The following is a 17,604-nucleotide window of genomic DNA, read 5'->3' as shown; positions in this document are numbered from 1 at the left end:
GGAAGGGCCGCCCTCTCTCCCCCCGGAGAGCGGCCCTTCGCCGTCAGTGCGTGAACGGTGTCACCTCACCCCGAACAGCTGCTGGATCGGGTTGATCGCGAAGTACACCAGGAACAGGGCCGAGGTGGCCCACAGCAGCCAGTGGACCTCCTTCGCCTTGCCGAGGACCGTCTTGATCAGGACGAAGGCGAGGAAGCCGGCGCCGATGCCGTTGGTGATCGAGTAGGTGAACGGCATCACGGCGATCGTGAGGAACGCGGGGATGGCGATCTCGTACTTGTCCCAGTCGATGTTCTTGACCTGGGTCATCATCAGGAAGCCGACGGCGACGAGCGCGGGGGCGGCGGCCTGCATGGGGACGATGGTCAGCAGCGGGGTGAGGAAGAGCGCCACCGCGAAGAGGCCGCCGGTGACCAGGTTGGAGAAGCCCGTGCGGGAGCCCTCGCCGACACCGGCCGCGGACTCGATGTAGGAGGTCGCGGAGGACGAGGAGGCGGCACCGCCCGCGACGGCCGCCGCGCCGTCGATGAGGAGGACCCGGCCGAGGTTCGGGACCTTGCCCTCCTCGTCGAGCAGGCCCGCCTCGGCGGTGATGCCGAAGACCGCGCCCATGGTGTCGAAGAAGTCCGAGAGCAGCAGGGTGAAGATCAGCAGGACGACCGTGATGACGGTGGTCTCGCCGAACGAGCCGAACAGGCTGAAGTCGCCGATCAGTCCGAACTCGGGGGCGGCGACGATGTCCTCGGGGACCTTCGGCGTGGTCAGGCCCCAGCTCTTGATGTCGGCCACCGAGTTGATCACGATCGCAACGACGGTCATCGTCAGGATGCTGATCAGGATCGCGCCCTTCACCTTCCGGGCGAGCAGGCCGATGGTCAGCAGGACACCGAGACAGAAGACCAGGATCGGCCAGCCGGACAGCGCGCCCGTGGCACCGAGCTGCACCGGCACGGTGGTACCGGCGATGTCCGGGATCCGGCTGACGAACCCGGCGTCGACGAAGCCGATGAAGGCGATGAACAGGCCGATGCCGACGCTGATCGCCTGCTTGAGCGGTTGCGGGATGGCGTGCATGACGGCCTCACGCAGGCCCGTGACCACCAGGACGCAGATCAGCAGGCCTTCGAGGACGACCAGGCCCATCGCGTCGGGCCAGCTCATCAGCGGGGCTATCTGGAAGGCGACGACCGCGTTGAGTCCGAGGCCGGCGGCGAGCGCGAGCGGCAGGTTGCCGCCGACGCCCATGATGATGGTCATCACCGCGGCCACGAGGGCGGTGGCGGTGACGAGTTCGGCGCCGTCGAGGGTGTGGCCGTACTTGTCCTTGGCGTTGCCGAGGATGATGGGATTCAGGACAAGGATGTACGCCATCGTGAAGAACGTGGCGAGGCCGCCGCGTATCTCACGGGCGAAGGTGGACCCCCGGGCGCTGATCTTGAAGAAGCGATCGACGCTGTTCGCCCCGGGTGGCTCGGCTGCGGGCCGGTCGGCCACCTTCTGTGCGTCGGACATGAACGGTGCTCCTAGTGACATGCGTGGACTACGCGCGGATGCTGGCTGGATTGTGTCCCCGTTGAACCTGATTCAGGTTTTCTCCGTGTTACGGAATCGGAATTCTCCCAGCAAGACGGCGTTCGAAGCCGCGTACGAACACCTTTCACGATCACTGCTACTCTTCCGGATCTCGTCGGGGGTCGACCCCTGACGATCACATGTCATTCACATGACACGCACAGGCAGCCGGCTCGGCTGCTGTGGCCGTAGCCAGGAGAGAGGTCCCCGTGGGCACTGTCGTCGACGACGCAGCCTCCGTGGAGTTCCACGCCTTCTTCGAACGTCACTACGCCGAACTTTCCCGCCTGGCGCACCTGCTGACAGGTGAGGCCGACGCCGCCGACGACCTGGCCGCGGACGCGTTGCTCGCGATGTGGCACCGCTGGGACCGGGTCCGCGCGGCGGACCATCCGGTGGCGTACGCCCGGGGCATCGTCGCCAATCTGGCCCGCACCCGGATCCGCAGCGCGGTCCGTGAGCGCCGCAGGGTCACGCTGTTCTGGTCGCAGCGCGAGGAGAAGACCGAGAATCCCGATGTGCCCGGCGTGGTCGACGTCCAGTCGGCGCTGCGCAGACTGCCGTTCCGCAAGCGGGCCTGTGTGGTCCTGCGGCATGCCTTCGACCTCTCGGAGAAGGACACGGCGCTCGCCCTCGGGGTCTCGGTCGGTACCGTGAAGAGCCAAACGTCCAAGGGGATGGCCGAGTTGCAGAAGCTGCTCGGCACCGAGGACGCACCACGGCGTATGCATGCCGGCATCACGACCGGGGGCGTGCCGGGCGCGAGAGTGACCGGTGCCGGTGCGCCGGGCAGCGGAGGAAGGGACCGATGAGGGACGTGCACGAGGAGCTGCGCGCCCGGCTGCGCGAGTCGGCCGAGGCGCACGAGCCCGACCGCGCCCGCATCCTGGCCCGGATCGAACGCGGTATGGCCGCCCCCGAGGAGCGCCGGAGCCGCAAGGTGACCCGGCCGCCGTTGTGGGGCTGGGTGCGGGTGATCACCGCCACCGCCGGTGTCGCGAGTGTGCTCGCGGTCGGCGGCTACGCGGTCGCCTCCGCGGTGAAGGGTGCCGAGACACCGCCGGCCGACCAGACCGTGGCGGTCTCCCCGACACCGGTCGACTCCCCGGGCGCGACGAGCCGGGCCCCGATCGACCCCGACCACCCGAGGCCGAGCACCGGCGGCAAGACGGAGAGCGAGCCCGGCTCGGCCCCGTCGAAGAGCCCGTCCACCAAGGACACGACCGCGCCGGAGCTGCCCGCCTCGGGGAGCGTGGAGGACGGTCCGCTCTGGTCGGACGGCTCGGTCGACCCGCACAGCAACGACTTCTGGGCGCAGAGCAACCTCACCCTGAAGACGAGCGAGCAGCTCACCGAGCTGACCGTCCAGTTGCGGATCGCCCAGACCGGCGGGGTCACCTCGGCCGGCGCCTGGCGCTCGCTGCCGGAGCAGGACTTCGACCTCACGGTCGAGGCCGACGACGGCTTCCTGGTCTACACCTGGGTGCTCAAGGACGGCCTCACGGTCCCGAAGGGCGAGTTCGTCTTCGCCGGGCAGTACAACCACGAGCGCGGCGGCCGTGACGCGGGCGACGACCGTTACGCGATGAAGGCGAAGGCGAAGGGCGAGGACCTCGCGGTGGCGGGCGACTTCGAGGGCCACGACGACAACGACTCCTCGGACAACGACTCCTCGGACGAGGGCGATTCGTAGAAAAGATCTTTCGTGAAAAAGATCTGTGGACGCGGCAACCCTTCCTCCACCGGTGGCGACCAGTAGGCGCAGGAGTCACCACCGGCAAGGAAACGGGTTCATGACCGCACCAGCAGAACAGCGCGTCCGGCACCGCCGTCGGGTCATCGGCCGGCGGGCCGTGATCGGCTCGGCCGCCGCCCTCGCCCTCACCGGCGGGGCCCTCGCGACGACGTCGCTGCTGTCCGGCGCCGGCGCCGCCACGACCTGGCCGACGGCCAAGGGCAGCAAGGCCGTGTCCAGGACGATCGAGGTCTCGGGCACGTACGACGGCAAGCTCAAGAAGTTCTTCGGCAAGGGCGCGCTCGGCAGCGGCAGCCAGGACGAGGGCCAGGACCCGATCTTCGAGCTGGCGGACGGCGCGGTCCTGAAGAACGTGATCATCGGCCTCCCGGGTGCGGACGGGGTGCACTGCAAGGGCAGCTGCACCCTGAAGAACGTGTGGTGGCTGGACGTCGGCGAGGACGCCGCCAGCTTCAAGGGCAAGTCGTCGAAGGCCGTGTACAAGGTCGTCGGGGGCGGCGCGAAGAAGGCGTCGGACAAGGTCTTCCAGTTCAACGGCGCCGGGAAGCTCAGCATCACCGGCTTCCGTGTGCAGGACTCCGGCAAGCTGGTGCGCTCCTGCGGCAACTGCGAGAAGCAGTACAAGCGCACGATCACGCTGAGCGACATCGACGTCGTGGCGCCCCTGAAGGCGATCGTCGGCGTGAACGCCAACTACGGCGACACCGCGACGCTGTCGAAGATCCGTATTCACGGCGACCCGAAGAAGAAGGTCAAGATCTGCGTGCGCTTCAAGGGCAACAGCTCGGGCAGGGAGCCCACCCAGATCGGTGTCGGCGCGGACGGAACCACCTGCAAGTTCTCGTCATCTGCCATCACGTACAAGTAAGCCAAGATCCGACAATCCCGGAGTACCACCCTTGAGCACCCACAAGAGACGCCTCACGCGCCGGCGCGTGCTCGGGGCCGGCGCGCTCGGCGTCGCCGCCACCGGCGCCGCCGTCGCGGGCGGCACCGGACTCCTCTCCACCGCGTCCGCCGCCGGGTTCGGCCACTCGGACGACGGAAGGAACCTCGTCGTCGACACCGGGGCGAACCTGGTCTTCAAGGTCTCCAAAGCCACCGGCGACCTCACCTCGCTCCGCTACCGGGGCAAGGAGTACGAGGGGTACGGAGGCAAGCACTCGCACGTCGAGTCCGGGCTCGGCGCCTCGACGGTCACGATTCGGCAGTCCGGGTCGACGATCCTGATCAAGGCCGTGCACGGCGCGATCACCCAGTGGTACGCGGCCCGCAACGGCCAGAACAACGTCTATCTGTGGACCGACAAGGCGGACGCGTCCTTCACGGCGACCCGCTTCCTCGTCCGCCTCAAGCCCGGGATGTTCCCCAACGAAGGCCCGGACTCCTGGATCGAGGCCTCCGACAAGGTCATCGAGGCCGGTGACGTCTGGCGGCGCGCGGACGGCACGACCCACTCCAAGCACTACTCGGGCAAGCGGGTCGTCGACTACGACCACATCGGCTTCACCACCGGAGAGGCCGGCCTCTGGATCGTCCGCTCCAACCACGAGAAGGCCTCCGGCGGCCCCTTCTACCGCTCCCTGCTCCGCCACTCCAACGACCTGTGCGCCGGGCTCTACGAGATCCTGCACTACAACCAGGCCCAGACCGAGGCGGAACGTTTCGGCCTGCAGGGTCCGTACGTGCTGGCCTTCACGGACGGCGGGGCGCCCTCGGCGTCGCTGGCTCACGACAAGCTGGACACGTCCTGGGTGGAGGGCCTCGGCATCACGGGCTGGGTCGGCAAGGCGGGGCGCGGCAAGGTGGCCGGTGTCGGCCTCAGGGGCATGGACGCGAAGTACGCCTACACGGTCGGTTTCGCGAACAAGGACGCCCAGTACTGGGCGAAGGCCGCCGCCGACACCGGCGCCTTCTCCTGCAAGGGCATGCTGCCGGGCACGTACACGCTGACCGTCCACAAGGGCGAACTGGCCGTGCACACCCGGGAGGTGAAAGTGACGGCGGGCGGTTCGACCGCACTGAACAGCATCACCATCACCGGCGACCCGTCCATCGCGAAGACGGTCTGGCGCCTCGGCGACTGGGACGGCACGCCCGGCGAGTTCAAGAACGCCGAGCTGATGACGCGCGCGCATCCGTCCGACGGCCGCGCGGCGAAGTGGACGGGCAACGTCACGCTGGGCAGTGGTGACCCGGCGGCGTCCTTCCCCGCGTACATCTGGCAGGACGTCAACGACGGCATCCAGATCTTCTTCAAACTCACCGCCGCCCAGGCCGCCGCCGCGCACACCCTGCGGATCGGTGTGACGGACGCCTTCGCGGGCGGACGGCCGCGGGTATCCATCAATGACTGGGTGTCGCCGATTCCGGCGGCCCCGAAGCAGCCCTCCACCCGGTCGCTCACCACGGGTTCGTACCGGGGGAACAACCACACGTTCACCTACAGCGTCCCTGTCAGTGCATGGAAGTCGAACACCAGTCAGTACAACGTACTGAGACTCGACATCGTCAGTGGTTCGAGCGGCACGGCCTTCCTCAGTCCGGGCACCTCGTTCGACTGCGTGGACCTGCTGGCCTGAGCCCCCCTCGGCCGGCAGCAGGTGCCGACCGGAGCCCCCCTCGGGGTCGGCACGACAGGGACCGCCCCCGCCGGTGACGGCCGACGGGGGCGGTTCGTGGCAGTTCAGTCCATGGTCGAACCGATGGTCGTGGAGCCCGTGGTCAAGAACGTCGTGACCGGCAAGGACCCGTCCGCCTGCCGAGAGGCATACGCGGTTGCCGCGTCCGTCGACCTGAAGGCCGGCGCGGTCACTCCGCTGTCCCAGTTGTTCGCGGCCGACACCGTGGACGAGCCCAGCTTCGCCTTCCCCGATCCGTTGCCCACCGCCAGGTTCCGCGCCGGCCGGGCCTTGCCCGTGGCGAAATAGAACCCGTTCTTCTTGTTGGCGTAAGCGGTGTTCCTGTTCAGCAGTACGGCCCCGGTGTTGGAGTTCTCGGTGAACCCGTGCAACGTGTTGTCCCAGGCCGCGTTGTTGTTGACGGAGTGCGCGACGGACACCCCTCCCCCGCCCAGCTTGAACCCGTTGCCGTTACCCTCGAACGCGGAGTCGTTCCAGCGGTTCTCGCCGTTGCCGAAGGCCCAGGAGTGCTCGATGGTGACGGGCGAGGAGAACTGCCAGAGGTCGAGCCCGTCGTCCGCGTTGTTGTAGAGGCGCGCGCCGGTGATCCTGTTGCCGGTGCCGGAGCCGAACTTCACCGCGATGCCGTCGGCGTTCTGGCCGTGGTCGGCGGCGTCGTAGTTGCCGTGGCTGTCGAGGTTCCGCACGAGGTTGTTCGTCGTGCCGTCGCCGCGCAGCGTGAACCCGGAGTCGCCGTTGTTCGCGGTGACGAGGTTCTTGAAGATCCCGCCGACCGACGACGTGGCGACGAAGCCCTGGGCCGGGGAGTTCTGGAAGGTGAGGCCCGAGACCGTCCAGTAGTCGCCGTGGATCCCGGCGAGCCAGGAGCCGGCGGCCAGCCCCGACCCGTCGATCCTGACCTTCTCACTGCCGTACGCGGTGAGCGTGATCCGGGCCGAGGCGGTGCCGTTCGCCGTGGACTTCAGGGTCTTCGTCGGCCGGTAGGTGCCACCGCGCACCTGGATCGTCGTTCCGGCGACGGCGTTCGCGACGGCCGACTCCAGCGACGCGGTGCTGGAGACGGTGACCGTGGTGGCCGCGGCCTGGGCGCCGTCGTGCGAGAGGCCGAGGTAGACGCCGCCCGCCCCCGCGGCGACGGACACGGCGGCGGCGATCGACAGGGTGCGGGTCCTTCGGTGGCGTCCGATGGTCTGACGCACAGGTGTTCCTTTCGCAGGCGACACGTCTCGGGGAGACGAGGAACGAAGCGGGCCGGAGGGGCCGCCCCGGCCCGCTTCTGATCACTGGTCGCCACCCGGCGGCAAAGGGTTGCCGCGCCACCACGAAATCGTTCGAAAGTTTCGCTCGAAGCCTTCACACGCCCACCGATTGACGAGCCGAACCCCACTGGCAACACTCCGAGGACAGCTCATCCAACAGAATCCACCAGACCCCCACAGGATGTGTCATGAGCCGCACCGCCCGCACGATCCTGCTCCCCCTCCTGGCTCTCCTCCTCGGCCTCCTGGCCGCCCCACCGAGCCCGGCGCAGTCCACAGAGCAGGTGGTGAAGAAACCCAAGAAGTACGCGGGATATCTCTTCGCCTACTTCACCGGCGAGGGCACGGCCGACGGCGAGCAGATCCGGTACGCCCTCAGCCGTGGCAACGACCCCCTGCACTGGCGGGAGTTGAACGCGGGCAAGCCGGTCCTCACCTCCACCACCGGCGAGAAGGGGCTGCGCGACCCGTTCGTGATCCGCTCCCCCAAGGGCGACAAGTTCTACATGATCGCGACCGACCTGCGCATGTACCGGAACAGCAGCGGAAGTTGGGACTACGTCCAGCGCCACGGCAGCAAGTCGATCATGGTCTGGGAGTCGACCGACCTGGTCCACTGGACCGACCAGCGCCTGGTGAAGGTCTCCCCCGACTCGGCCGGCAACACCTGGGCACCGGAGGCCTATTACGACGAGCAGCTCGGCTCGTACGTCGTCTTCTGGGCGTCGAAGCTGTACGCCGACGACGACCCCGAGCACACCGGCTCGACGTACAACAAGATGATGTACGCGACGACGAAGGACTTCCGCACCTTCAGCGAGCCCAAGGTCTGGGACGATCCGGGCTACTCCGTGATCGACTCAACTGTCGTGGAGCACAAGGGGACCTACTACCGCTACACGAAGGACGAGCGGGACCCCACATCCTCCAGCCCCTGCTCGAAGTTCATCACCGCGGAGAAGTCGACCTCGCTGACGGACACCTCGTACGACTTCGTCTCCGACTGCGTCGGGAGCGGGTCGATCGACCGGGGTGAGGGACCGACTGTCTTCAAGTCCAACACCGAGAACAAGTGGTACCTGTTCATCGACGAGTACGGCGGTCGCGGCTACGTCCCCTTCGAGACCACCGATCTCAACTCCGGCAAGTGGACGATGTCCGCCGACTACCAGCTGCCCGCCAGCCCCCGCCACGGCACGGTGATGCCGGTGACGCAGGCGGAGTACGACCGACTGCTGGCCGCCTACCCGGACACCCCGACATCCGTCGTGGACGCCACGGCCGGTGGGCAGAAGGGGTACGCCGTCGTCACGGAGGCGGCCGCCAAGGTCGTGCTGCCGATGCGGCCTGACGCCGAACTCGCCCGGCTGGACCCGAAGTTGTGGGTCGGGGCGGGGGCGAGGGTGAGCCCCGCGTCGGGTACGCGGCGTGACTTCCGCAAGCCGCAGAAGTACACGGTGACGGCGGCGGACGGGACGCGCCGCACCTGGACGGTAGAGGCGGTGCCCACCCGCAGCCCGGTTCTGCCGGGGCTGTACGCCGACCCCGACATCCAGTATCTGGACGGCCGTTACTGGATCTACCCGACGACCGACGGCTTCCAGGGCTGGAGCGGCACCAGGTTCAAGGCGTTCTCGTCGAAGGACCTGGTCCACTGGACAGACCACGGCGTGATCCTCGACCTGGGACCCGATGTGTCCTGGGCGGACAAGAACGCCTGGGCGCCGGCGATCGCCACCAAGAACGGCAAGTACTACTTCTACTTCTGCGCCGAGCAGGCGATCGGGGTCGCGGTGGCCGACTCCCCGGCGGGCCCGTTCAAGGACGCCCTCGGCAAACCCCTGGTGGCGAAAGGGCAGTTGAGCGGCCAGATGATCGACCCGGCCGTCTTCACCGACGATGACGGTCAGGCGTACCTCTACTGGGGCAACGGGCACGGATACGTCGTACCGCTGAACGAGGACATGGTGTCGTTCGACGCGGCGAAGGTGAAGGACATCACCCCGGACAACTTCCGTGAGGGTTCCTTCGTGGTGAAGCGGCAGGGGACGTACTACTTCATGTGGTCCGAAGACGACACCCGCAGCGAGAACTACCACGTCGCCTACGCGACCGGACCGTCCCCGCTCGGCCCGTGGACCAAGCGGGGGACGATCCTGTCCAAGCGCCCCGAGTACGGCATCAAGGCCACCGGCCACCACTCCGTGGTGAACGTGCCCGGCACCGACGACTGGTACATGGTGTACCACCGGTTCGCCCTGAACGGCCCCGGAAAGGCAGGCGGTGACGGCATGCACCGGGAGACCACCATCGACCTGATGCGCTTCGCGGCCGACGGGACGATCCTGCCGGTCGTACCCACCCTGGAGTCGATCAGGCCGCTGAAGAGGTGAAGACCTGAGGATCAGCTCACGAAGTACGTCGGGTTCGGGAGCTTGTACGTCTTGTCGGCGTAGCCGCCTTCGAGGTCCGAGTACTGGTCGCCGAAGTTGGCGATGACGTCGTACCCGAGGTCCTCGATGTGCTTGCGGGTGCCGGACTTGTACTGCACGGTCGTGCAGGTCCAGGTGCCGGGTGTGGCGCAGGCGCTCAGGTAGGCGGGCGGGTTGGCCGCGTCCTTGAGGAACATGTGGGCGGCGTCGAGGTTGATGTCGGCGCCGACCTTCTTCAGGTTCGCGACGGCCGCGGCGCGCTGCGACTCCTTCAGACCGGAGTTGTAGAACACCTCGACGCCCTTGGCCTTGGCGTAGGCGACCAGCTCGGGCGTGCCGAAGACGGCCGGGCGGTCGGCCTTGGCCACGTACTCGGCCCAAGTGGCCGAGTTGTACGTGTAGTTGGTCCTCTTCTCGTAGTCGAGGGAGAGCAGCAGCGTGTCGTCGACGTCGAAGACGACAGCGGGCTTCTTGCCCTTGCGCAGCGCCTTGCGCGCCGCCTTGTCGATGTCCTTCTTCGCCGCGGACTCGATGCGCGCCAGGTCCTTGGCGTAGGGGCTGGTGGCGGAGGCCTGGTACACGCCGGCGCTGTCGGCCGTGGTGCCGTAGTAGGAGTCGATCTCCTGGACCAGGAGCCCGATGTTGTGGGGCTCGTGGGTTGAGTTCGCCGTGGACTGACCGGCGGTGGCCGCGCCGGCGCCGTACAGGGCGGCACCGGCGACGGCACAGGCGACGGCGAGCGTCGCGAAACGGAATGGCTTATGCATGACAGGTTTCTACGCGCGTCACCCTCTTGACTGCCAGACCTTTTGCCTGATCCATATCAAGTCAATAGGGACCGGAAACCGGCCATTGAGGGGTGAGGGGTGCGGTAGCGACGCCGCACCCCTCGGTTCGTCTCGCAGCTCGTCCCGACGGACGGTCAGTTCATCGTCGACCCGATCGTGCTGCTGCCCGTCGTCAGGAACGTCGTCGCGGGCAACGTCCCGTTCGACGCACGGGAGTTGAAGGTGGTCGACGCGTTCGTCGACGCGAAGGCCGGAGTCGATATCCCCGAGTCCCAGTTGTTGCCGGACGAGGTGACCGACGAGCCCTTGCTCACCGAGCCTGAACTGTTGCTGACGGCCAGGTTCTTGCCGAGCTTCGCCGCTCCGGTGGCGAAGTAGTAGCCCCACTTGGCGTTGGCGTAGGCGGTGGTGCGGTTGATGACGATGGCGCCCTTGTTGCTGTTCTCGGTGAAGCCGTTGCCCGCGTTGTCCCAGGCGGCCGAGTTGTTGATGACATGGGCCACGGTCTCGCCGTCGCCGCCCAGCTTGTAGCCGTTGCCGTCGCCCGCGAACGCGGAGTCCGACCAGCGGTTCCTGCCGTTGCCCATCGCCCAGGTGTGCTCGACGGTGACGGGCGACGAGAAGGACCAGAAGTCCAGGCCGTCGTCCGAGTTGTTGTAGAGCCGGGCTCCGGTGATGAGGTTGCCGGAGCCGGAGCCGAACTTCACGGCGATGCCGTCGGCGTTCTCCCCGTGGTTGGCCGCGTCGTAGTGGCCGTAGGAGTCGATGTTCCGGACGGTGTTGTTGGTGGTGCTGTCGCCGGTGAGCGTGAAGCCGGAGTCGCCGCCGTTGATGGTCTTGATGTTGTCCCAGACCGTGGAGGCGCAGGACTGGCAGACGACCGCGCTGTCCGGGGAGTTCTGGAACGTGATCCCGGAGACGGTCCAGTAGTCGGCGGTCAGCTTGAAGATCCAGTCGCCGTCGGGGAGGTTCGAGCCGTCGATCTTCACGGTCTCCGAGCCGTACGGCTGGAGGTATATCCGGCTGGAGGAGGTGCCGTTCGCCGTCGACTGGATGGTCGCCGTCGGGTAGTACGTGCCGCCGCGCACCTGGATGACCGTGCCCGCGGTGGCGTTCTTGATGGCGTTGGACAGGTCGGTGGAGTTGCTGACCACCACGGTGGCGGCGTACGCCTGGGTGGGGAGTACGGCCAGACCGGCACCGAGGGCCAGGGCCGTGCCCAGGGCGAGAGTGGTACGACGAGACATGGAGAGCGGTTCCTTTCTCGTGCGGGTGGGGTGGTTCACAGGACGGAGTCGAGCCATTCGAAGACCTCGTCCTGCGGGGGAGCGGTGAACACATGGCCGAGGTCCGGCCAGGTCGTCAGCCGCAACCGCTCCTCGGCGTGGCGGGAACGCCAGACGGCGCGCAGCTTGTCGTGGGCCACGCGAACGCCGTCGGCGGGGAACAGCGGATCGAGGCCGCCGTTCAGGAACAGCATCGGCTTGGGGGCGCCGATGCTCGCCACGTCGGGGAAGTCGAGATGCCGGGCGAGCCCGGGATGGAGCATGTAGTAGGAGGACTGGCCGCGCAGGATGTTGTTGCCGGGCACCATGACCTCCTTGAGCCCGGTCATCCAGCACACGCTCGCGGCGGCCGCGATGTCGTCGCTGAGCGCGGCCGTCTGCCAGGCCCGGAACGCGCCCATCGAGAACCCGAGGGCCGCCACCCGGCGCCGGTCCACCCGGTCGAGGCCGGCCAGGAAGGCCGCCGCGCGCACGTCCTCCCTGGCCATGAGCCCGGCGAGCGACGAACCCAGGTTGTAGAGGTTGCTCGCGAGGGCCTGCTGCTCCTCGTAGGCGACCGGACCCCGGTCGCCCCAGCCGAGCGCGTCCACGGCGAGGACCACGTATCCGCGCCGGGCCAGTTCGTCGCCGACGAACCGGCCGCTGAAGTACCGGTCCGCCCAGGCCTGCGCGGAGGTCAGACGGGTGTCGTCGTACCACGGCCGGACCAGCTTCTCCTTCCCGATGTCGAACCTGGCGCCGTGGTCGTGCAGCAGGAGGACGGCCGGGAACGGTCCGGTGCCGTGCGGGGTGAGCAGGGCGCCCCGCACCCGGCCGTAACGGCTGAGGGAGAAGGTGACCAACTCCCGTGTGTAGCCCTCCCCTTCGGTGTTCCGCTCGCCGAACTCGGGGACGTACGGGGTGTCGTCCCGGGCGACGAACAGGTGCTCCTCGACCTTCGCCCGTGCCGCCCGCCGCCAGGTGCGGAAGTCCCGGATGGGCGAGGTGCCCCAGGCGAGCGGGAAGCGGAGCTCGTCCTTGAGGAGGGGATGGAAGTCGGGGAGGGCGCCTTGCGGGGCGGCCGGCTCGGCGGCGGCGCCCGCGGCGAGCCGCGAGGGCTCCGCCCCGGCCGCCGCCGCCGTTCCCGCCCCCGCGAAGAACGCCCCCGCCCCCGTGCCCACGACGAAGGCCCGGCGCCCCACGGGGTCGCGGCTGCCCATCGGATCACCCGTGGGCATGGGGCCTCCAGTCCCCCAGATACGTCCGCCGCGTGTGCGCCCCGGCTTCGGCCGCTGTGAGCTGCGGCCGGTTCTCCGGCTCCGAGATCACCGCGCCCGGGCCGGAGTTGGCGTACTCACGAAAACGCATGGTCTGCCAGGGGTAGGCCTCACGCATGTTGGTGTACGGGGCGACCGCGTCGATCCCGGGGCCGATCCAGGTGTCCCGCACGACCAGCGAGGGCCAGGCGGTCGTCTCGTACGAGGGCACCCAGGGCCGGGCGATCTTGTACGCGGCCTCCTCGGCACCGGAGGTGATCCGGCTGTGCAGGGCGAGGAAGCCGTAGGGGTTGGCGCGGGCGGTGGCGGGGGCGAAGACCATGCCCTTGGGGGTGAAGGACACGTCCCGCTGGAGGGTGCGGAAGTGGCACGCGTCGAAGACGGCCCTGGCCCGCCCGAACACGAAGTCGACGTCGCCCTCGATGTAGCAGTGCCGGTAGTACTGCCGGTCGAAGGCGTCCAGCGCGGTGGTGTCCGCGAACAGGGTGTCCTGGTGGGCGAGGAACCGGACGTTCTCGAAGTGCGAGCGGTCCCCGGTGACGTACGCGGCGACCGCCTGTGTCCCCGTGTAGTCCGGATGGTCCGCGCGCAGCCAGTCGTTGGCGAGGGTCAGGTCGCGTACGGTCAGGCCGGGCGCCGCCGAGGTGAAGGTGGCGGAGCCCGCGGTGCCGTACGTGCCGCCCTCCGGCCTCGGGGTGCCGTTGGCCCGGTCGAAGACGATGACGGCGGCGCGGGGGTCGCGGGACGCGCCGCGTAAGGTCAACTCCCCTTTGCCGACCGGGATGTTGACGACCTCGCGGTACGTCCCCGGGTGGACGACGATCGTCCACCCGGGGCCGGTGACGGCGTCCACGGCGGCCTGGACCGACCCGCCGGGCCGGACGTGCAGGACCCGGCGGGTACGGCCGTCGGCGACGGCGGGGGTGGTGCCGCCGGCCACCAGGCCACCGGCGAGCCCGGTGAGCAGTGTGCGCCGGCGCATCTCAGCACCTCTCCCACGGGGTCCAGTCGCCGAGATATGCCTCGCGGGTGGCCGACGCGGCGTCCGCGGCCGTGAGCTGGGGCCGGTTCTCCGGTACGGAGACGACGGCGCCCGGCCCGGTGTTCCGGTACTCGGCGAACCGCTGGTCCTGCCAGGGGAAGCCCGACGACATGTTGGTGTAGGGCGCGACCGCGTCGATCCCGGCACCGAGGCGGGTCTCGCGCACGGTGAGCATGGGCCGGGCGGTGGTGTCCGAACTGGGCACCCAGGGGCGGGCCAGCTTGTAGTAGGCGTCCGGGGCCTCACTGGTGATGCGTCCACCGGTGACCAGATAGCCACGCGGGTTGGCGCCCGCGGTGGAGGGCGCGAACACGAACCCGTACGGGGCGGACCCCAGATCGGTCCTGGTCAGCGTGTGGAAGTGGCAGCGCTCGAACACGGCCGTGGCCCGCCCGAAGACGAAGTCCACGTCCCCTTCGGCGTAGCAGTCGCGGAAGTACTGCCGGGCGAAGGTGCCGAGGGCCATCGAGTCGGCGTACAGCGTGTCCTGATGCCCGAGGAACCGGCACCGCACGAACGCCGACCGGTCGCCCTGCACCTTGATGGCGACGGCCTGCGTGCCACTGATCCCGGGATGGTCGGCGCGCAGCCAGTCGTTGGCGAACGTGAGGTCCCGCGCGGTGAACCCGTCGGCCTGCACCAGGGTCGTGGCGGACCCGGTGGTGCCGTACGTGCCACCGCCGGGCTTCGGCGTACCGGCCGCGTTGTCGTACACGACCACGACGTCCCGGGCGTTCCCGGAGGCCCCGATCCAGGTCATTCCCGTACGGGCGACGCTGACGGCGACGGTCTCCCGGTACACGCCCGGCGCGATGACCAGCGTGTATCCGCTGCCTCCCCCAGTGCTAAACGCCTGGGAGGTACCCCCAGCCGCGGTCACGGCGGCCTGGACGGTGGTGAAGTCACCGGTGCCGGCGGCGTCGACGTAGAGGGTCTGGGCGTTGAGCCGGGCCGAGGGTGACCCGTACCGGCCGAAGACGGAGCGTCCGCGGGCGGCTTGGGCGGGGGGCGCGACGCCGAGGGTGAGGGCGGCGCCGACGCTCGCGGCGAGGAAGGAGCGCCTGCCGAACGTTTGGTCGGGGAAGGAGCGCCTGCCAACCGTTCGGCCGGAGAACGGCCGCCTACCAGACGTTTGGTCAGAACCGGCCATCAGCAGACCTTCCCTGCGCCCGCGCGGTTCGCGACGATGCCCGGCACGGCCCGCGGCGAGTCGACCTTGGTCCGCAGGGTGGGTGTCCACCCGGCGCCGGACTGCAGGATCTCCGAGGGGATCTCGGCGTTGTGGACGGCGATGAGGTCCGTCAGCTTGCCGTTGACGTAGTTGTTCTGGGCCGTGAGCGGGGACTCGTTCCACTTCTTCAGGGCCTTGCCGACGCTCGCGCTCGCGGGCAGCGTGATCGCGTTGTCGCTGGCGTGGAGCTGCGAGCGGATGCCGACGCCGAAGACGTAGTAGTCGTCCTTCTGCTCCTCGGTCACCACGTAGTGGTTGTTGTAGACGTCGACCTGTCCGAACCGCACGCGCGGGGAACGCTGGAGGATTCCGTCGAAGCGGTTGTGGTGCATGGTGACCTTGAGCTTGCCGGCGTCGGTGGTGGCGGTGCTGTCGCTGTTCCCGATCAGCATGTTCTTGTCGTGGTCCTTGAAGGAGTTCCAGGACACGGTCACGTAGTTGGCGCCGCGCACGATGTCCGTCAGCCCGTCGTGCTGCTGGAAGACCTTGCCGAAGTAGCTCGGCCGCTCACTGTCGGGGTAGCGGCCGTCGGTGAGCGTGTTGTGGTCGATCCACACGTGATCGGTGCCGAAGACGACCACGGCGTCGTACTCGGAGTTCCAGTTGCCGGTGTTGTTGTCGTCGGTCGGGTCCCACTTGGGGAAGCAGTCGAGCGGGGCCTCGATGGTCAGGTTGCGCAGGATGACGTTCGAGACGCCCTTGATCTGGAGGCTGCCGCCGAGGATGCCGGAGTTCTTGCCGACACCGACGATGGTGGTGTTGCTCGGGATGTTGGCCTTGATCTCCGCGTCCTGCCTGGCGGCGGAGGCGACCCGCGCGTCCTCCTGGGGACCCATGGCGATCTTGTCGTTGCCGTAGACGGCCGGGTCGTAGTCCTTGAGGTACTGCTGGAGGTCGTAGCCGCCGGTGACGAAGGCCTCGCATCCCTCGGAGACGGCGTCGATCATGCCCTTGACCTTGATGATCTTCGGCGCGTCACCGCCGGCCCTCAGCGCGGTCTTGAACTCCGCCCAGGTGGTGACGGTGTACACGTGCTCGGTGTCGGCCGCCGAGCCGCCGGTCGTGCCACCCTCCGCCGACCCCCAGCCGTCACCCGCTCCGAGAACCTGCCGGCCGAGGTCACGCCCCTGGGACTGGGCGACGCCGGTCCCGGTGACGCCGAGCACGAGCGCGGTGCAGCCGACAGCGGCAGTAATGGCATGGGCATGCCAGATGTGAAGACGCATGAGTACGGTTCCTTTCGAAACAAAGGGAGAAGTGGCGCCCCACCAGGGGCACGGGGAGCTGCGCGACCAGCCGGAACGGGCCCGCGGTCGGAAACCGGTCTGCGAGCGGAGCGCTACGCCTCGGGCCAGGTGATCCAGGAGTCGGGGATCTCCTCGCCCAGGCGACGGACCTCCCGCGGCGAGAGAACCCGCCGTCGCAGCAACTCACCCACGACGAGCCGCGCCACGGCGATCGCCCCCGGCGGGTTGAAGTGCGTGTTGTCCTGCTCGGTCGCGGTCCAGTTGAAGTACTTCTTGGTCTCCTCGACGCCGAGCCTCTGCCACAGCCCGATGGACAGCGCCTGGATGTCGAGGAGCGCGACACCCTCCTGGGCGGCGAGTGCGATCGCCGCTGCCGGATAGTCGCCATGGGTCGGCACCGCGTTGCCTGCCGCGTCGAACTTCCTGCGCTCGACGGAGGTCGCGAGCACCGGCCGTGCCCCTCGGGCCCGCGCGCCGTCGATGTACTGGCGCAGATAGTCCTGGTACGTCGTCCACGGCTCGGTGTACCGCGTGGGATCGGCGACCTTGGAGTCGTTGTGCCCGAACTGGATGACGAGGAAGTCGCCGGGCCGAATGGCGCCGAGGATGACGTCGAGCCGCCCCTCGTCGATGAAGCTCTTCGAACTGCGGCCGTTCACCGCGTGGTTGGAGACCTTCAGTCCCGACCGGAGGAAGAAGGGGAGCGCCATGCCCCACCCCGTCTCGGGGGCGGCGTCGGCGTACTTCTGTGCGGCGGTGGAATCACCGGCGATGAAGAGCGTGCGCTCACGACGCCCCGCGCCGCGCGAATCCGCGGCGGACGCGGGCCCCGTGGCGGCGACGGCGAGCGGAACAGCGGCGAGCGCCGCGGTGGTGAGCTGTCTACGGGTGAGTGACACGTGCGGGTGCCCTTCTCAACAGGCTTGCGGGACAAGGAGGTTGGGCGGTGCCTTCCGATTTGGGGGGTGCTCCCCGCGCCCCCTCTTCTTGGGGGCGCGGGGAGCTGCGCGACCAGCCACGACGAACCCGCGGCTTGGGGGCGCGGGGAGCTGCGCGACCAGCCACGACGAACCCGCGGCCGGTCACGGACGAA

General features: G+C 68.7%; 14 protein-coding genes. 5 read left to right on the top strand and 9 right to left on the bottom strand.

What is annotated here, in order from left to right; genetic code table 11:
- Positions 1–60: 60 nt before the first annotated feature.
- Positions 61–1,512, bottom strand: a complete 1,452-nt coding sequence (locus OG622_RS38110; protein ID WP_371581174.1) for an NCS2 family permease — start codon at positions 1,510–1,512, stop codon at positions 61–63.
- A gap of 269 nt (positions 1,513–1,781) precedes the next feature.
- Here OG622_RS38110 and OG622_RS38105 point away from each other — a divergent pair, with 269 nt between their 5' ends.
- From OG622_RS38105 to OG622_RS38090, 4 genes are all read left to right on the top strand, one after another.
- Positions 1,782–2,384, top strand: a complete 603-nt coding sequence (locus OG622_RS38105; protein ID WP_371581173.1) for a SigE family RNA polymerase sigma factor — start codon at positions 1,782–1,784, stop codon at positions 2,382–2,384.
- Positions 2,381–3,265 (top strand): hypothetical protein, encoded by an 885-nt coding sequence (locus OG622_RS38100; RefSeq protein ID WP_371581172.1) that lies wholly within the window; start codon positions 2,381–2,383, stop codon positions 3,263–3,265. Before OG622_RS38105 ends, OG622_RS38100 begins: the two co-directional genes overlap by 4 nt.
- Positions 3,266–3,365: 100 nt before the next feature.
- Entirely contained in the window at positions 3,366–4,196 is an 831-nt protein-coding gene (locus OG622_RS38095) for a pectate lyase (protein ID WP_371581171.1), read from the top strand.
- A gap of 31 nt (positions 4,197–4,227) precedes the next feature.
- Positions 4,228–5,910: a rhamnogalacturonan lyase B N-terminal domain-containing protein gene (locus tag OG622_RS38090; RefSeq protein WP_371581170.1), complete on the top strand. Its 1,683-nt coding sequence runs from the start codon at positions 4,228–4,230 to the stop codon at positions 5,908–5,910.
- A 104-nt stretch (positions 5,911–6,014) separates the two neighbouring features.
- On the opposite strand, the gene OG622_RS38085 is transcribed toward OG622_RS38090, so the two are convergent.
- Entirely contained in the window at positions 6,015–7,169 is a 1,155-nt protein-coding gene (locus OG622_RS38085) for a right-handed parallel beta-helix repeat-containing protein (RefSeq protein WP_371581169.1), read from the bottom strand.
- 248 nt (positions 7,170–7,417) lie between these two features.
- Here OG622_RS38085 and OG622_RS38080 point away from each other — a divergent pair, with 248 nt between their 5' ends.
- Positions 7,418–9,622: a family 43 glycosylhydrolase gene (locus tag OG622_RS38080; protein WP_371581168.1), complete on the top strand. Its 2,205-nt coding sequence runs from the start codon at positions 7,418–7,420 to the stop codon at positions 9,620–9,622.
- Positions 9,623–9,633: 11 nt separating this feature from the next.
- Here OG622_RS38080 and OG622_RS38075 read toward each other — a convergent pair whose 3' ends face one another.
- The 7 genes from OG622_RS38075 to OG622_RS38045 form a co-directional block, all read right to left on the bottom strand.
- Positions 9,634–10,428 (bottom strand): HAD family acid phosphatase, encoded by a 795-nt coding sequence (locus tag OG622_RS38075; RefSeq protein ID WP_371581167.1) that lies wholly within the window; start codon positions 10,426–10,428, stop codon positions 9,634–9,636.
- 155 nt (positions 10,429–10,583) lie between these two features.
- Positions 10,584–11,696 carry a pectate lyase gene (locus OG622_RS38070; protein WP_371581166.1) on the bottom strand — a complete coding sequence of 371 codons (1,113 nt, stop codon included), beginning with the start codon at positions 11,694–11,696 and terminating at the stop codon, positions 10,584–10,586.
- 35 nt (positions 11,697–11,731) lie between these two features.
- Positions 11,732–12,934 (bottom strand): dienelactone hydrolase family protein, encoded by a 1,203-nt coding sequence (locus OG622_RS38065; protein WP_371584350.1) that lies wholly within the window; start codon positions 12,932–12,934, stop codon positions 11,732–11,734.
- Positions 12,935–12,938: 4 nt separating this feature from the next.
- The gene (locus tag OG622_RS38060; protein ID WP_371581165.1) at positions 12,939–13,973 is read right to left on the bottom strand and encodes a pectinesterase family protein; all 1,035 of its coding nucleotides are present in this window, start codon (positions 13,971–13,973) and stop codon (positions 12,939–12,941) included.
- Position 13,974: 1 nt separating this feature from the next.
- Positions 13,975–15,183, bottom strand: a complete 1,209-nt coding sequence (locus OG622_RS38055; protein ID WP_371581164.1) for a pectinesterase family protein — start codon at positions 15,181–15,183, stop codon at positions 13,975–13,977.
- Positions 15,183–16,490, bottom strand: a complete 1,308-nt coding sequence (locus OG622_RS38050) for a polysaccharide lyase family 1 protein (protein WP_371581163.1) — start codon at positions 16,488–16,490, stop codon at positions 15,183–15,185. The genes OG622_RS38055 and OG622_RS38050 overlap by 1 nt, the downstream gene beginning before the upstream one ends.
- Positions 16,491–16,603: 113 nt before the next feature.
- Complete coding sequence (locus OG622_RS38045; protein ID WP_371581162.1) at positions 16,604–17,410, bottom strand: rhamnogalacturonan acetylesterase; 807 nt, start codon at positions 17,408–17,410, stop codon at positions 16,604–16,606.
- Positions 17,411–17,604: the final 194 nt, after the last annotated feature.

Source organism: Streptomyces sp. NBC_01314, from assembly GCF_041435215.1.
Lineage (GTDB): Bacteria > Actinomycetota > Actinomycetes > Streptomycetales > Streptomycetaceae > Streptomyces.
This window is presented reverse-complemented; position numbering and strand designations above follow the sequence as displayed.

Bases quoted from the DNA above. Each gene is read 5' to 3' on its own strand.
- OG622_RS38110 (WP_371581174.1), bottom strand. From the start codon at position 1,512: ATGTCCGACGCACAGAAGGTGGCCGACCGGCCCGCAGCCGAGCCACCC.
- OG622_RS38100 (WP_371581172.1), top strand. From the start codon at position 2,381: ATGAGGGACGTGCACGAGGAGCTGCGCGCCCGGCTGCGCGAGTCGGCC.
- OG622_RS38095 (WP_371581171.1), top strand. From the start codon at position 3,366: ATGACCGCACCAGCAGAACAGCGCGTCCGGCACCGCCGTCGGGTCATC.
- OG622_RS38080 (WP_371581168.1), top strand. From the start codon at position 7,418: ATGAGCCGCACCGCCCGCACGATCCTGCTCCCCCTCCTGGCTCTCCTC.
- OG622_RS38075 (WP_371581167.1), bottom strand. From the start codon at position 10,428: ATGCATAAGCCATTCCGTTTCGCGACGCTCGCCGTCGCCTGTGCCGTC.
- OG622_RS38070 (WP_371581166.1), bottom strand. From the start codon at position 11,696: ATGTCTCGTCGTACCACTCTCGCCCTGGGCACGGCCCTGGCCCTCGGT.
- OG622_RS38065 (WP_371584350.1), bottom strand. From the start codon at position 12,934: ATGGGCAGCCGCGACCCCGTGGGGCGCCGGGCCTTCGTCGTGGGCACG.
- OG622_RS38060 (WP_371581165.1), bottom strand. From the start codon at position 13,973: ATGCGCCGGCGCACACTGCTCACCGGGCTCGCCGGTGGCCTGGTGGCC.
- OG622_RS38055 (WP_371581164.1), bottom strand. From the start codon at position 15,183: ATGGCCGGTTCTGACCAAACGTCTGGTAGGCGGCCGTTCTCCGGCCGA.
- OG622_RS38050 (WP_371581163.1), bottom strand. From the start codon at position 16,490: ATGCGTCTTCACATCTGGCATGCCCATGCCATTACTGCCGCTGTCGGC.